The organism is Gangjinia marincola (assembly GCF_039523415.1).
Taxonomy (GTDB): Bacteria; Bacteroidota; Bacteroidia; order Flavobacteriales; family Flavobacteriaceae; genus Gangjinia; species Gangjinia marincola.
Genome location: NZ_BAAAFG010000013.1, coordinates 99456 through 115136, shown reverse-complemented (window position 1 = coordinate 115136; position 15681 = coordinate 99456). Strand labels below are relative to the sequence as shown.

The 15681-nt window shown below is 40.8% G+C and carries 13 protein-coding genes; 8 read left to right on the top strand and 5 right to left on the bottom strand.

What is annotated here, in order from left to right:
- The first annotated feature begins 98 nt into the window (after nucleotides 1-98).
- Nucleotides 99-1973, top strand: a complete 1875-nt coding sequence (gene yidC, locus ABD000_RS06285) for a membrane protein insertase YidC (protein WP_343764922.1) — start codon at nucleotides 99-101, stop codon at nucleotides 1971-1973.
- Nucleotides 1974-2040: 67 nt separating this feature from the next.
- Here the strand turns inward: yidC and ABD000_RS06280 are convergent, their stop codons facing one another.
- On the bottom strand, nucleotides 2041-3048 hold the full coding sequence (locus ABD000_RS06280; RefSeq protein ID WP_343764921.1) for a fasciclin domain-containing protein: 1008 nt from the start codon (nucleotides 3046-3048) through the stop codon (nucleotides 2041-2043).
- A gap of 74 nt (nucleotides 3049-3122) precedes the next feature.
- On the opposite strand from ABD000_RS06280, the gene ABD000_RS06275 reads away from it, so the two are divergent.
- The 5 genes from ABD000_RS06275 to ABD000_RS06255 all read left to right on the top strand — a co-directional run bounded on the left by ABD000_RS06275 (nucleotide 3123) and on the right by ABD000_RS06255 (nucleotide 8430).
- Nucleotides 3123-3818, top strand: a complete 696-nt coding sequence (locus tag ABD000_RS06275) for a hypothetical protein (RefSeq protein ID WP_343764920.1) — start codon at nucleotides 3123-3125, stop codon at nucleotides 3816-3818.
- A gap of 84 nt (nucleotides 3819-3902) precedes the next feature.
- On the top strand, nucleotides 3903-5090 hold the full coding sequence (gene mnmA / locus ABD000_RS06270) for a tRNA 2-thiouridine(34) synthase MnmA (RefSeq protein ID WP_343764919.1): 1188 nt from the start codon (nucleotides 3903-3905) through the stop codon (nucleotides 5088-5090).
- Between the two features lie 9 nt (nucleotides 5091-5099).
- The gene (locus tag ABD000_RS06265) at nucleotides 5100-6722 is read left to right on the top strand and encodes a S8 family serine peptidase (protein ID WP_343764918.1); all 1623 of its coding nucleotides are present in this window, start codon (nucleotides 5100-5102) and stop codon (nucleotides 6720-6722) included.
- A 54-nt stretch (nucleotides 6723-6776) separates the two neighbouring features.
- The gene (locus ABD000_RS06260) at nucleotides 6777-7724 is read left to right on the top strand and encodes an NAD(P)H-dependent flavin oxidoreductase (protein WP_343764917.1); all 948 of its coding nucleotides are present in this window, start codon (nucleotides 6777-6779) and stop codon (nucleotides 7722-7724) included.
- A 151-nt stretch (nucleotides 7725-7875) separates the two neighbouring features.
- The gene (locus tag ABD000_RS06255; protein WP_343765093.1) at nucleotides 7876-8430 is read left to right on the top strand and encodes an REP-associated tyrosine transposase; all 555 of its coding nucleotides are present in this window, start codon (nucleotides 7876-7878) and stop codon (nucleotides 8428-8430) included.
- Nucleotides 8431-8709: 279 nt separating this feature from the next.
- Here ABD000_RS06255 and ABD000_RS06250 read toward each other — a convergent pair whose 3' ends face one another.
- From ABD000_RS06250 to guaA, 3 genes are read right to left on the bottom strand one after another with little or no spacing between them, the layout of a single operon-like run.
- Nucleotides 8710-9111, bottom strand: coding sequence for an OsmC family protein (locus tag ABD000_RS06250; RefSeq protein ID WP_343764916.1), 402 nt, complete (start codon nucleotides 9109-9111; stop codon nucleotides 8710-8712).
- Nucleotides 9112-11007: an amino acid ABC transporter substrate-binding protein gene (locus tag ABD000_RS06245; RefSeq protein WP_343764915.1), complete on the bottom strand. Its 1896-nt coding sequence runs from the start codon at nucleotides 11005-11007 to the stop codon at nucleotides 9112-9114. It lies immediately after the preceding gene.
- 11 nt (nucleotides 11008-11018) lie between these two features.
- Nucleotides 11019-12548, bottom strand: a complete 1530-nt coding sequence (gene guaA, locus ABD000_RS06240) for a glutamine-hydrolyzing GMP synthase (protein WP_343764914.1) — start codon at nucleotides 12546-12548, stop codon at nucleotides 11019-11021.
- Between the two features lie 83 nt (nucleotides 12549-12631).
- On the opposite strand from guaA, the gene ABD000_RS06235 reads away from it, so the two are divergent.
- Nucleotides 12632-13357, top strand: coding sequence for an SIMPL domain-containing protein (locus ABD000_RS06235; RefSeq protein ID WP_343764912.1), 726 nt, complete (start codon nucleotides 12632-12634; stop codon nucleotides 13355-13357).
- A 2-nt stretch (nucleotides 13358-13359) separates the two neighbouring features.
- Nucleotides 13360-13899: a pyridoxamine 5'-phosphate oxidase family protein gene (locus ABD000_RS06230; RefSeq protein ID WP_343764911.1), complete on the top strand. Its 540-nt coding sequence runs from the start codon at nucleotides 13360-13362 to the stop codon at nucleotides 13897-13899.
- A 404-nt stretch (nucleotides 13900-14303) separates the two neighbouring features.
- Here the strand turns inward: ABD000_RS06230 and ABD000_RS06225 are convergent, their stop codons facing one another.
- A complete protein-coding gene (locus tag ABD000_RS06225) occupies nucleotides 14304-15677 on the bottom strand; it encodes an alanine/glycine:cation symporter family protein (RefSeq protein WP_343764910.1) in 1374 nt (457 codons plus the stop codon).
- Nucleotides 15678-15681: the final 4 nt, after the last annotated feature.

Genomic DNA, 15681 nt, shown 5'->3' with positions numbered 1-15681 from the left:
TTTTAGCCTTAAGGTTACCTTAAGCGCTATAGAACACCTAATCAATACACTACACAAGTAGTTCATTAAACTATTTTGGGTCAAGCCCGAAAGAACGCATGGAAGAAAAAAAGTTAGACACCAATTCAATCATAGGTTTTATCTTAATCGGAGCAATTTTATTATTCATGCTCTGGCAAAATCAGCCTACGGCGGAAGAAATTGCTGCAAATGAAGCAACCCAGGAACAAGTCGAAAAAGAGGAGAAAACTCCCGTCATAACCGAAGCCGATAAAGCACCTGAAGCCATGACACAGGCAACCGACTCAGCTTCAGTGGTAAAAGTGGTACAAGAATTAGGAGCCTTTGGATATTCGGCAACACTTGCTTCGGCAGCAGATAAAACGACTACGCTTGAAAATGATGTGCTTCAGCTTAAAATAAGTAATAAGGGAGGACAAATTGTGGAGGCAAAGATCAAGCCGTTTAAAACCTACGATTCGCTACCAGTATACCTCATCAAAGATGGTAATGCTAATTTTAATCTTACCTTAAAAACGACAGATAATCGCACCTTAAATACCTCAAATTTATATTTTGAACCCAGTCTGAGCACTTCCGGAGATAATGAGGTTCTTTCGATGAGGCTGAAAACCGGTGGAAATGAATATTTGGAGTATCGCTATGAGATTAAACCCGGTGACTATATGCTGGATTTTAGCATACGTTCTAAAGGATTAGAGAATGTATTGCAAAACGAAAATGCCATTTTAGACTGGAATCTTAAGGGGTATCGACATGCCAAGAGTATTTCGTACGAAAACCGCTATACTGAAATCATCTACGAATATGAAGATGGTAAAGACGATTACACTGGCTTAAGTGAATATAAAGAGCAGGAAGATATCGATATCACGTATGTCGCCTTTAAACAACACTTTTTTACTTCAATCCTACTTTCTGATACTCCGCTGGAGCGTGGAAAATTCGTTTCTAAAGATTTAGTACAAGATGAAGATGTGGACACGCTGTACACCAAAGCTTTTTCTGCCACCATGCCGTTAAAGGTAAAGGGCGGAGAAATCAATCAGAGCATGAATTGGTATTACGGTCCTTCTGATTATGAGATATTAAATGCCTACGACCGTAACTTGGATGAAGTAGTGCCACTGGGATGGGGAATTTTTGGATGGATTAACCGTCATGTGTTTATTCCATTATTTGGCTTTTTAGGCGGTTTTATGCCGTATGGTATAGCCATTATCGTCATGACCATTTTGACCAAGATTGTGTTATCTCCGGTACAGTATAAATCTTTTTTATCTCAGGCAAAGATGAAAGTCTTAAAGCCAGAGATTAACGAGATCAGTGAAAAGTACAAGGATAATGCGATGAAAAAGCAGCAGGAAACTATGAAGCTGTACAGCAAAGCCGGCGCCAGTCCTATGAGTGGATGTTTACCGGCCTTGATGCAGATTCCCGTGTTTTATGCCTTGTTTCAGTTTTTTCCCAGTGCATTTCAGTTGCGTCAAAAACCTTTTTTATGGGCCGAAGATTTATCCAGTTACGATACGATTGCTGAGCTTCCATTCAATATCCCGTTTTATGGAGATCACGTGAGTTTATTTCCTATTCTGGCGGCTCTTGCCATTTTAGTGTACATGCAAATGACCACCGGGCAAAATATGCAAGCCCAACAACAACCCGGGATGCCAAACATGAAGTTCTTGATGTACTTATCCCCTGTATTCATGTTGGTCTTCTTTAATAATTACGCCAGTGGATTATCCCTGTATTATTTTGTATCGAACTTGATCTCAATTGGGATCATGTTAGTCATCAAATATTACATTATAGACGATCAAAAAATTCTGGCTAAGATTGAAGAGAATAAAAAGAAGCCCAAAAAGACAAACCGATTTGCCAAGAAAATGCAAACCATGATGGAGCAGGCAGAACAGCAAAAGAAGTTAGCAGAGAAAAAAAAGAAGTAAGATTTTATTTTAAGTCATAAAAAAAGGCTGTCAAATGGCAGCCTTTTAAATTTTTACTTTACTTAAATTAATCTTCTAGGTCCACATCTGGAACTAATACACGTCCTACGGCATGAATCACACCATTACTTGCCTGTACGTTCGTAGCGACAATGTTAGTTTCTCTATTAGCAAAATCAGTTATCACAGGAGAACCACTTTCCAAACTAATAGTAAAGTTACCATTTAATGTTGTAACAATTTGTCCATCAGTAATATCCTCTGCACGGACATTTGCACCAGAAACTACATGATAAGATAAAATATTAGCTAAATCATCTGTATCTACATCATCAAGACCGTTTTCAAGACCTAGTTCGTCGATTAACAATCCAAATGCGTCATCAGTTGGAGCAAATACTGTAAAAGGTCCATTTCCACTTAAAGTAGTGACAAAATTAAATGAATCATCGGCTTGTAAAGCAGTTTCTAAGGTGTTGAAAGTAGGGTCAGCGGCTGCAAATGTAACCACCGTTGGTAAATCTATAACCCCATTAATCACATGGATTACACCATTACTGGCATTTACATCAGCCTGAGAAACTGCAGGACCTCCATTTAGAGTAACCCCTCCATCTGTATTTACATAAAGACTTAAGTTTACTTCATCGCTATCATCATCGTCACCATCTAAATCTACTGTTGATAAGGTGTTAATGTATCCAGGAGATAAATCTGCTTCAAAAGACTCGCCTGATACCACGTGGTTTAATAAAACTGCCGTTAGTTGTTCATCAGATAAATCATCTAAACTACTAACACCGTTATCTGCTTGAAAAAAAGCTTCAAAAGCAGCATTGGTTGGTGCAAACACAGTATACTGAGCACCTTCATCATCTAAAGTAGCTGCCAAATTAACACGTTGGAGCGCTGCCACTAAAGAAGAAAAATTAGCTGGATCGCCAACTGCGATTTCTGTAATTGTCAATTCATTGTCAATCACATTTCCGTTGTCATCATCGTCACTACATGCCGCAGCACCTAGTACGATCATTGCCGCAAGGGCAATTCTTTGTACTTTTGAAATAAAATTCATTGTTTTGAGTTTAAAAATTTGTTCACCTCAAAAATACAACTACAACGATGTAGTTTGTTTAATATTTAGTTAAAATGATTAAACACATTCTTGTTTTATGGCTATTTTCCTTGGTTTCCAGTGCTCAAACTGTTAAACTTAACCAGTTTGATGCCCAGGGTCAGCGTCATGGATATTGGAAGAAAACCTATGAAAATAGTGACCAAATTCGATATGAAGGAACCTTTAGACACGGCAAAGAAGTAGATACCTTTAAATTTTATAAACCAAATACACGGTACCCTTCGGCACTTACCATTTTTAGCATAGACTCCAACCGTGCTACGCAAATTTATCTGGCGCAAAATGGACATAAGATAAGCGAAGGTCTGCTAGAGGGTAAACAACGTACGGGCACCTGGACCTATTATCATGAGGATGGTAACACTGTTATGATGACCGAAGAATATACCAATGGTCAACTCAATGGTTTTCAAATCACTTACTTCCCTAACGGGAAAATCGCCGAAAAAAGCAATTACCTCAACGGCAACCTACACGGCGTATCTAATATGTATAATGACCAGGGAACATTGGTTAAAGTATTTACCTACGATAAGGGTCAACTACATGGCGAGACCATCTACTATAATGCTGATGGCAGCAAATCATCTTCCGGTAATTACAAAAACAATAAAAAGCATGGTATTTGGCAGTATTATAAAGATGGAAAGGTGGTAAAAGAGAAAAAGTTTCCGCTTCCGTCAGGTAAAATAGAAAAATCAGACTAGCCGTCATCAAGTATTTCTATCTCGCCACGCTAAAATAATATAAGCCCGTCCTAACGGCTTCTACATATTTCGTAATTTTGCACCATGCAACGAGTAATTGTAGGTTTAAGTGGCGGAGTAGATTCCAGTGTAGCGGCGTATCTTTTAAAAGAACAGGGCTATGAGGTGATCGGCCTTTTTATGAAAAACTGGCACGATGAATCTGTCACCATAAGCGATGAATGTCCCTGGTTAGATGATAGCAATGATGCGATGCTGGTGGCCGAAAAGTTGGGCATTCCCTTTCAAACTGTGGACTTAAGCGCAGAATACAAAGAACGCATCGTAGATTATATGTTTAATGAGTATAAAAACGGAAGAACTCCCAACCCAGATGTACTCTGTAATCGTGAAATTAAATTTGATGTATTCCTCAAGATCGCTTTGTCCTTAGGGGCTGATTATGTTGCTACAGGTCATTATTGCCAAAAAGATAGTGTAGAAAAAGACGGCAACACTATTCATCGCCTACTCGCAGGTAGAGACTCGAATAAAGACCAATCTTATTTCTTATGTCAATTATCTCAAGAGCAATTGGCAAAAACCCTCTTCCCCATTGGCGAATTACAAAAAAGTGAGGTTCGTAAAATTGCGGCAGCACAAGATTTAATAACCGCAGATAAAAAAGATAGTCAGGGACTTTGTTTTATTGGTAAAGTGCGACTTCCCGATTTTTTACAACAACAATTAACCCCGAAGAAAGGGCAGATTATTGAAATCCCTGCACAACAAGAAGTGTTTGAGGTAAACGAACCTGATTTTAAGTCGGCTGAAGAACGTTTAGCCTTTATCGCACAAAAATATTCTTACCATCCGGAAGATGGTCAGGTTGTTGGAACCCATCAGGGAGCTCACTTTTTTACCAAAGGACAACGTAAAGGCCTGGCAGTAGGTGGAACGCCAGAGCCTCTTTTTGTGATTGAAACTGATGTGGATCAAAATATCATCTACACCGGGCAGGGAAAAGATCATCCCGGGTTATTGCGTAAGGGCCTTTTTGTAAAGCCACATGAAATTCATTGGGTGAGAGAGGATTTACGTTTAGATACTGATGAGTACATGAAAGTCAATGCCAGGATTAGATACAGACAACCTCTGCAAGAAGCAAGCTTGCATCAAACACAACACGGATTGTATGTGATTTTTAAAGAACACCAATCTGCGATTACAGAAGGTCAGTTTGTCGCGTGGTATCAAGGGGACGAACTAATTGGATCAGGAGTAATTTCGTAATACTATTTTATGAGGTCATTTACCATTCTTTTTGTTTTAAGTATAACATGGTTCACACATGCACAAACTCAGGATGCATGGGTGTTCTTTACCGATAAAGAAGATGTGCAGGCTTCTATAAACAACCCTATAAGTATCTTAACTCAGGAAGCGCTGGATAGAAAGCAACTTCATAATATTAGTATTGATGAGCGAGATGTTCCGGTTAATGAGACGTATATTCAGCAGATAAAAAATGCTTCAGGCATTAACGTTTTAGCGAAATCCAAATGGATGAATTGTGTCTATGTTCAGGGAACGTTTTCAGCTATTGATAACTTGCTCAATCAGTCGTTTGTTTCTAGTATTGAATATGCAAACAAAGACTTAAATGCGGTCACCAAGATATTGTTTTCCGAAGAAAATAAATTTTTTCAGGAAGAAAATCTATCAAAAACGGTCTATGACTATGGCGATGCTGCCAATCAAATCCTACAGTTAAATGCACAAACGCTACATCAAGAGGATTATACCGGCGACGGAATGGTGATTGCATTTTTAGATAGTGGTTTTCCAAACGTTCAAACGATTCAGGCATTTTCTCATCTCATTGACCAAAATAAACTGCTGGGCACCTATGATTTTGCGTTACGACAAGAGGACGTGACCGGAACGGGTTCTCATGGAACCATAACCCTAAGTGATGCTGCAGCCTTACTCCCGGGTGAATTTGTGGGTACAGCTCCGCAGGCTTCCTACTACTTATTTAGAACAGAATTTGCTCCTACCGAAGTACCCGTTGAAGAAGCCTGGTGGGTCGAAGCACTTGAGCGAGCAGATAGCCTGGGCGTGGATGTAGTCAATACATCATTAGGATATCAGGATTATGACAACCCCGCCTACGATCACAGTTATGAAGATTTGGATGGTCAAACTACCTTTGCCGCACGTGGAGCAAATCACGCCTTTGATAAAGGAATGCTTTTGGTCACCTCTGCCGGGAATGATGGTAATGGATTTACCTTTGTTGGAACCCCGGCTGACTCACCCGGAGTAATGAGTATTGGTGCAGTAGATGAAGATGGAAATTACGCATCCTTTAGTTCAATTGGACCTACAGTAGACGGTAGGATTAAACCAGATGTTATGGCGCAGGGAGCGGGAGCAGCTGTCATCAATCAAGACGGGACAGTAAGTTTTGTAAACGGTACTTCAATGAGCTCTCCCATAATGGCTGGCGCTATAGCTTGTTTATGGCAAGCCTATCCTCAAGCAACCAATGCCCAGATCATGCAGATTCTGCGTGAATCTGGTTCACTATTCACAACTCCAAGTAATGAAATGGGTTACGGCATTCCTGATTTTGAAGCTGCCTTAGCCGGTTTGACTCAATTAAACGTACAAGAAGCACTAGCAGACCTTCAGTTTGGAATTTATCCTAATCCCGCTCAACATGAACTGCACATTCAATTTCCTGCAAACATTCTAAATGCTGAGATTACAATACTTGATCAGGGTGGAAGAAAAGTAATGCAACACCAGCTATCCCCAGCTACTTCTAGTATGGATCTTTCAAGGATGGCAAGTGGGTTATATCTAGTGACCATCAAAGGTAATTCTACCTCAAATACCTTCAAGCTGATAAAATCGTAGTAAAACCTATTATGCTTAGACAATTTGGTTGTTTTTTAGCTATTTTAGTCCGTCATGAAAAATAACAGAATTGCACAGCTTTTTAATATTGATTATCCCATTATCCAGGGTGGAATGATCTGGGCCAGCGGCTGGCGATTAGCCAGTGCAGTGAGCAATGCGGGTGGACTAGGTCTTATCGGTGCCGGTTCCATGTATCCTGATGTTCTCAAAGAGCACATTCAAAAATGTAAAAAAGCGACTGATCGACCTTTTGGAGTGAATGTTCCTCTACTCTATCCTGATATTGAGGAACTCATGAAAATTATTATAGATCAAGAGGTGAAAATCGTATTTACCAGTGCAGGAAATCCTAAAACCTGGACGAATCATCTTAAATCTAAGGGTATTACCGTTGTTCACGTGGTGAGCAGTGTAAAATTTGCACTTAAAGCTCAGGAAGCCGGGGTTGATGCGGTCGTTGCCGAAGGTTTTGAAGCCGGCGGTCATAATGGCAGAGAAGAGACAACTACCTTTACGCTCATCCCTATGGTGGCAGAACAAATCAGCATTCCGTTGATTGCAGCCGGAGGTATCGCTACCGGAAGAAGCATGCTGGCGGCCATGATTCTTGGTGCCGAAGGCGTCCAGGTAGGAAGCCGCTTTGTTGCCAGTGAAGAAGCTTCTTCACACCCTAACTTTAAGCAATTGGTAGTTGATGCCAAAGAAGGAGACACCGCACTTACGCTAAAAGAACTCGCTCCCGTGCGAATGCTAAAAAATAAGTTTTTTGAAGATGTGATTGACCTCTACACCAAATCTCCCAGTACAGATGACCTCAAAAAATTATTAGGACGTGCCAGAGCTAAAAAAGGCATGTTTGAAGGAGACTTAGAAGAAGGTGAACTGGAAATTGGTCAAATCAGCGGACTCATACACGACATCAAACCTGCCGGTCAAATTATACAAGATATGGTCGCTGATTTTGAAGAGGCTAAAACAAAGGTTGAGAATCTTTGGTAAACTGATCATTGTAGTACAGAATTTGATGGCGCGGAATTTGATGGCGCGGAATTATATTCCGTGCAATCAAAAATTTACTTTGATAGCGCAGAATTGCATTTTCATGGCGTGGAATTGTATTCCGCGCGTGCAATTAAAAAAACTTGTTTCTATGTCCACTAAATACAAAGCTACAGAGACAGATACCGCTTACTTTATCACAATCACTACAGTTGAGTGGATTGACGTGTTTACACGATTGAACCAAAAATACGCCATCATAAATTCTTTGGACTACTGTCAAAAACACAAAGAACTAGAAATTTATGCGTACTGTCTTATGTCAAACCATCTTCATCTGCTATGTAAGGGAATTAATGGAGTTCTACTGTCTGATATCATGAAAGATTTCAAAAAATTTACGGAGAAGAAAATTATTGAGAATATACTTAACGAACCTGAAAGCAGAAAAGAATGGATGTTGCCATTATTCAAAAAAGCGTGTGATCATTTAAAAAGAGATCAAACCTATAAAGTTTGGCAAAATGGTTATCACGCAGAAGTAACGACGTCAAATTGGTTTATAAAACAGAAGCTAAACTATATTCATCAAAATCCGGTAGTTGAAAAAATAGTAGCCTATCCTGAAGACTATTACTTTAGCTCTGCGCGCAATTATGCTTCGCTAAGTTATCCACTCCAAGTAGAGGTTTTAAACATTTTCTAGTTGTAAATACAAAATAACCATATAATGCTATTGCACGGATTACAAATCCGCGCTAGCAATAAAAGAGGATGTATAATTGCGTTCTGCGACTTTGTCACAAACTAGTAGTTCACCACTACGCGGATTGCAAATCCGCGCTAACGGCGTGTAAATAATTAATATGTATAATATAGAATTATCGAAAGCAAAAGGCGCTGGACAGAAGTCATAAATAATAAAAACAGATAGCGCGGAATTGTATTCCGTGACATTGTTTTTGAAATTTTGAATATTTTACTCTTAGCTGTAGGCAAACCTCACCACTTTCTCCATCTCTGGATGTAGGCTGTTAAGCACAGGGCAAGTTTTGGCGGTTTGTTCTAACATCTTCTTTGTTTTTTGGGAATATGTATCTGGAAACGTGATCAGCACCTCTACGCGTGAAATTCTTCGGGGATTAGACGCCATGGTTTTAGTGACTTCAGCTTTTGTATTGACAAGATCTACTCCTAACTCGTTTGCCTTGATTCCCATAACCGTTAACATACAGCTTGCCAACGCAGTGGCTACCGTATCAGTGGGTGAGAACGCTGCTCCTTTGCCGTGATTATCGGTAGGAGCATCTGTAATAAAAGATTGGTTGCTTTTAATGTGCGTAGAGGTAGCACGTAAATCACCATTATACACTACAATTGATGTCATTTATTCCACAAGTTTAAGTTGAAGTCCGTCTTCATATTGAATAAGATAGGCAGATGTATTGTAATATCCTCCCATCGGCTGCTTGGCGTAGTAGAACCCGCTTTTTAGGTACGACGTATTTGCTCCTGAATGGGCGGAAGAATACACATCACCAAATGCCGCTAAACGCAACAGTACGTCATAGGTAATATCAAATCCACGCAGCGCGTATTGACTCGGCATCTTTCCAAAGCGTTTGAGATAAGCGGCGTTAAAAGAGCCTGTTTTATTATCTAAAACCTGCTTACTAATGGAGGCAAACATAAATCTTAACTTGCTCAGGTGATTGGCATCAATATTTTCATTCTCAAATGAACTATTGTACCCGGTTGTAAATAGTTGTGCTTTATATTTATCTGACAAAGCATTGAGGTAGCTGGTCACATTACTAATGAGCGAAACCTGGTTGGTCTCAATGAAAATCCAGTTCTCCATCCCATCGACCAGCTCTTTGGACAAATCGGTTTGATAGATAAAACTGTTTTCGCGAGGTGTAATCACCTTAGCCACAGGATATTTTGTTAGTAAACGCTCCTTTTTAGCTTCGGCGGAGCTATCGGCGATGATGATCACATTTTTTGTTTCCGTACGATCGTCCAGATGATTCATTAACTTAACTTCCATCAAGCTGTCAATCGTTCTGGTTTGAAATACATTAGGTGTCATTCCAATAGTAGCAGTGGTTAATGGAGAGAACACCGGGATTTGCAAGGCTTCCGCTTGACGGGCCGCAACATCAAAAGTCGTATTCATCAAAGGTCCTATGATGGCCTGAACGTTTGAAAAATCATTCGCCTTGAATAAATTAGCCACCTTGCTTGAATCTTGTTGGGTGTCAAACGTTTGCAAATTGACCGAAATCCCATTTCGTTTTGCAGAATCCAACGCCATCAATACCCCTTCATAGAAGTCCAGGGATAAATTGAGTAAACGTTCTCGTTTAAATCGATCTTCTAGATTGACAGAGTCTTTAGAGGAACGATCTAAATTAAACGGAAGCATGACCACTAATTCTTTAACCAGATTATTGGTCAATGAATCTTCCAGATTAACCATTGGATTATCTGTAAAGAAAAAACCAACGGCAGAAAGTTCATTATTAGGGACTTTGAGTACCATGCCAGCTTTGACACCATCGGTTAAGGAGGGATTTAAAGCAATGAGCGAGTCCTGCGTGATTTCAAACTTCTGCGTAAGCTGAAAAAAGTTTTCTAACGGTTGCACCTCATAAAAAGCGAACCTGCGATCCTTTAGGATAGATGCTTTATCTGTGGGATTTTTAGTGACAATCAATTTTTGACCCGGTTTTAAGTCATCTCCCACACCGGGGTTCATGGCATTGAGCTGCGCAACACTAATCCCGTATTTACGGGCAATGCCAAATTTACCTTCACTCATTTGAACCACATGTGTGGCAATCTTATCGTCCATGGGATCGATAACGGGCAGACCAGGGCGCTCAACAACTTCACCCGGCTTAGGATACACCGGAATCTGAATTCGGTCTCCTTTTCGCAGCTTCTCAGCATAGAGCTGCTTGTTGTATTTTTTGATCAGGGTCTGACTCACATTATAGCGTTGTGACAAACTAAACAGCGTTTCTTTTCGCTTTACTTTGTGCATCACAAAGTCGACCGGGTCTGGCTGCATCCCGCTGTAATCAGCAACGACTAAAATCGAATTTTTGGTAAGGTTTGCCGCATCTGGATTGATCTTTTTAATCGCAGCGACAGAGGTGCCGTATCGCGCGGCAATACTCTCTAAGGTTTCTCCTTCTTGAACTTTATGTGCTTTATATTCTTGTGCCTGGATGCTCCAACTCAGAATTAAAAAACAAATGATGGTTATACTCCTCATGTATTAACTGTTTATTCCCACTCAATCGTGGCGGGTGGTTTTGAACTGATGTCATATACCACTCTGTTGACACCTTTCACACGATTGATGATCGCATTAGAGGTTTTTTGTAAAAATTCATAGGGTAAATTCACCCAGTCTGCGGTCATTCCATCGGTGGACTCTACCGCCCTTAGCGCGACTACTTTTTCATACGTACGCTCATCTCCCATCACGCCTACCGAGTTCACCGGCAACAGAATCGCTCCTGCCTGCCAAACCTTATCGTACAATCCCCATTCTCTCAATCCATTAATGAAAATGGCATCTACCTCTTGCAAGATACGTACTTTTTCTGCCGTGATATCTCCTAAAATACGTATCGCCAAACCTGGCCCCGGGAAGGGATGTCTCCCTAATAAGGTTTTATCTATCCCCAACTCTGCTCCTACTCGTCGCACCTCATCCTTAAACAACATACGCAATGGCTCTACGATCTTTAACTTCATAAAATCGGGCAATCCTCCCACGTTATGATGCGATTTTATGGTGACCGATGGTCCATTGACCGAAACTGACTCAATCACATCAGGATAAATCGTTCCCTGTGCTAAATAGGTCACATCGGTAATTTCGTGCGCTTCATCATCAAAGACCTCTATAAATGTTTTGCCAATCGCTTTACGCTTTGCTTCCGGATCTGCTTCGTCTTTCAGCGCTTTCAAGAAACGTGCCGAAGCATCTACACCTTTTACATTCAGCCCCATGTCTTTGTACTGATCCAGTACACTTTCAAACTCATCTTTACGCAGCAATCCGTTATTCACAAAAATGCAATAGAGGTTCTTGCCAATGGCCTTGTGTAGCAATACGGCAGCCACGGTACTATCTACTCCGCCGCTTAAACCTAAGACTACTTTATCGGCACCTACTTTTTGCTTGAGTTCTTCAACTGTGGTATCCACAAAAGCAGCAGGTGTCCAGGACTGCTCCACCCCGGCAATGTGCACTAAAAAGTTTTCGAGTAAACGTTTTCCTTCGGTGGTATGGTATACTTCAGGGTGAAATTGTATTGCGTAGGTGTCTTCCCCATCGATACGATATGCGGCATTAAGCACATCGCTGGTGCTTGCTAAGCGTTTTCCGCCGACAGGCAAATCCTTGATGGTATCACTATGAGACATCCAGACTTGGGTATTTTCTGTAATCTCATCAAAAAGCTTGGCCTCATCTTTCACAATAGAAAGATTGGCTCTCCCATACTCGCGGGTAGCACTGGGCGCTACCTTACCACCATAAAAATGAGCGAGGTATTGTGCCCCGTAGCATACACCAAGCAAAGGTTTTTTGCCTTTGATGGCCGATAAATCCGGGTGTGGTGCATCATCGCTGCGTACTGAAAATGGACTCCCACTCAGGATCACCGCTTTAAAGGGATCTAAGTTTGCCGGAATCTTATGATACGGGTGGATTTCACAGTAAATGTTGAGTTCTCTCACGCGTCTTGCGATGAGTTGGGTGTATTGCGACCCAAAGTCAAGAATAAGGACATTATTTTGCATAGGCAAAAGTAAAAATTTGAGGTTGATATTTATCTCTGGCAGGATATTTTTCTACCTTTAGGTTTCAACAATTTGTGGACATTATGAAATACCTAACCGCAATCATTTTTTCATTAGCCATTGTAGGGGCGGCATATCTGATGGGTAACGCCTATACCTCACGTTCAAATCCCGAAGGTAATATCAATGTTACGGGCTTAGGAAGCAAAGATTTTACATCTGATCTAATTGTGTGGGAAGGCAGTTTTAATCGCTTTAACTCCAACTTAAAACAGGCGTTTGAGGATTTAAACCGGGATAAACAGATTGTACGAGAGTATTTAATGGCGAAAGGAATCCAAGCTGAAAACATCATCTTTAACTCGGTGCAAACCAGTGAACGCAGCGATAACCAATACGATAATGGCAATTATGTCGGAAGCATTTTTAGAGGCTACAACCTTACCCAATCCATTAAGGTAGAATCTACCAATGTCGAAAAAGTCGAAGGGATTTCACGAGAGGTCACCGAATTATTGAACAAGGGAGTTCAGTTTAACTCCTATCCGCCGCGGTACTACTATACTAAAATAGCCGATCTTAAGATCGAATTAATCTCTAAGGCGACGGAAGATGCCCGACTGCGTGCTGAAAAGATTGCCGAAAACAGCGGGAGTAGCTTGGGCAACCTCAACAGTGCCCGCATGGGAGTTTTTCAAATCCTGGGGCAAAACAGTGGTGAAGACATTAGCTGGGGCGGTGCGTATAACACTACGGCTAAACAAAAAACAGCTTCGATCACCATGCGGCTGGAATACGAAATTGAATAAGCATGTTAGACGAACTATTTGAAACTACCTGGCAGGAACTACAGGACGGCTGCCACAAACGCAAACACCCCTTTAAATACTGCACTTTTGCTACCCTGAAAAACGCAAGCGAGGTCAAGCAACGCACCGTGGTCTTTAGAACTATTATGGATAATTGCCTGTGGTTTTATACCGATTACCGCAGCAATAAGGTCTATGAGATTAAGGAGCATAATCAGGTGAGTGTCCTGTTTTACCATCCCAAAAAGCTACATCAAATCACAGTAAGCGGAACCATTCATTTACACACAGAAGGTGCTGATGTCAAAAAGAAATGGAACGGCATACAGCAAACATCTAAAAAAGACTACACTACTGCCAATCCCCCGGGTACGCCAATCTCAAATCCAGATCAAGTCGAATATGGCGACGAACATTATTTTACCATCATGGAGTTGCACCCCACCAAGATTGAATATTTACGCCTCAAACGCCCCAATCATATTAGGGCTTTGTTTGAGTTAAAAGATGGGAATTGGGAAAAGCAGTTTTTGGTGCCTTAGATATAGAAAAAATTTAAAATTGGATGAATTGTGATAATTCAATAATATAACTTTTATATTTATTAAAATAAGAAATAATCCTTTACATAACAAACTTCTAGGAACGAATAAATATCAGAAAATCAAGTTAGTATTCTATTTAGTATTAAGTATGTTATTTTTAATTACTCTCTACAATTATTCACAAAAGGAAGGTACATGATTAACGAATCTTCTGTGATAATGGATACTAGGACTGGGACTATATATATTCCTAATAATAAGACCTATTTAGAGATCGATAGCTTCAAGGAGAAAAAATAATCTAAAAGATTAAAAATAGTCTACTATTTTTTACAATTTCATTGATGATTTGCCATTGTGATTCACCTGCTCCACAGTACTTGTACTGCTGCGGTACGTTTTTAATCATCTAACCGCTTAAAATACCGCTTCGCTTCAGTAACAACTTTTGGTGCTAATAATAGTGTTGCAGTCATGGTAGGAACCGCCATAAAGGCAAATACCCCGTCAATAAAATTGATCATCGCAGAGAAATCTGTGGTGGCAGCTAATACAATGCTACCTATGTAAAGAATTAAATAAAGTTTTTGACGTTTTACCCCAAATAAGAAGGACATGCATTTTGTACCATAATACGAATATGAAAACAAGGAAGAAACGCTAAAGACAAACACACAGAGCATTAATGCATACGCTCCTACACCGGGTAGTGCCTCAGAAAAGGCTAAGGCGGTTAGGGTTACGCCATTTGCATCTTGGGTTTCCCAAACATCAGTTACTAAAATGGCCAGCGCGGTTAAGGTACAAATCACCATAGTATCAATTAATGGACCCAACATGGCAACCAAACCTTCTCTAATGGGTTCTGCTGTTTTTGCTGCTCCATGGGCCATGGGAGCTGTACCAATTCCTGCTTCATTCGAGAACGCTCCTCTGCGAACTCCCAGTAAAATCAGTCCGCCTAAGACTCCGCCCAAAAAAGATTCACTTTCCGGCAGATAGTCGGCTGAAAAAGCATCGGTAAAGATGAGTGAAAAATAGTACGGGACGCTTTTAATATGCGTGCCTAAAATGATTAACACCAGAACAAAGTAAAGCACCACCATACTTGGTACGAGTTTAGCCGCAATGCTGCTAATGCGATTGAGCCCTCCAACAATAACAATGGTGGTGACCACTACTAAGATAAATGCGATAACCAAATTTGTTTGCAGGTTTACGTCAATCCCGTTTGGAATTAACACGATATCATTAATCGCCTGTTTGAGTTGATTTACATTCACCACCGGCAAAGCTCCTAACATGCCAAATGCGCTAAAGAGTACCGCCATGGGCTTCCATCGTTTTCCTAATCCTTCAGTAATAAAATACATGGGGCCACCTTGCAAATTCCCTGCGCTATCCTTACCGCGGAATAGAACAGCCAAGGTCGAGGTGAAAAATTTGGTGGACATACCAACAATAGCGCTCATCCACATCCAAAACATGGCTCCGGGTCCGCCGATGGATATGGCCAACGCGACCCCGGCAATATTCCCCATCCCAATGGTAGAGGCCAATGCGGTACTCAATGCTTTAAAATGAGAGATCTCTCCGGGATCATTGGGATCATCATACTTACCACGCAGGACCTGAAGCGCATGACCGAGGTAACGAAAAGGGATAAAAAGAGAATACATCAACAGATACAAACCACCACCCATTAAAAGAATCAGCAAGGGCAATCCCCATGCAAACGATGAGAACTTGGACATGATGTGGTTAAGTGCATCCATAAGG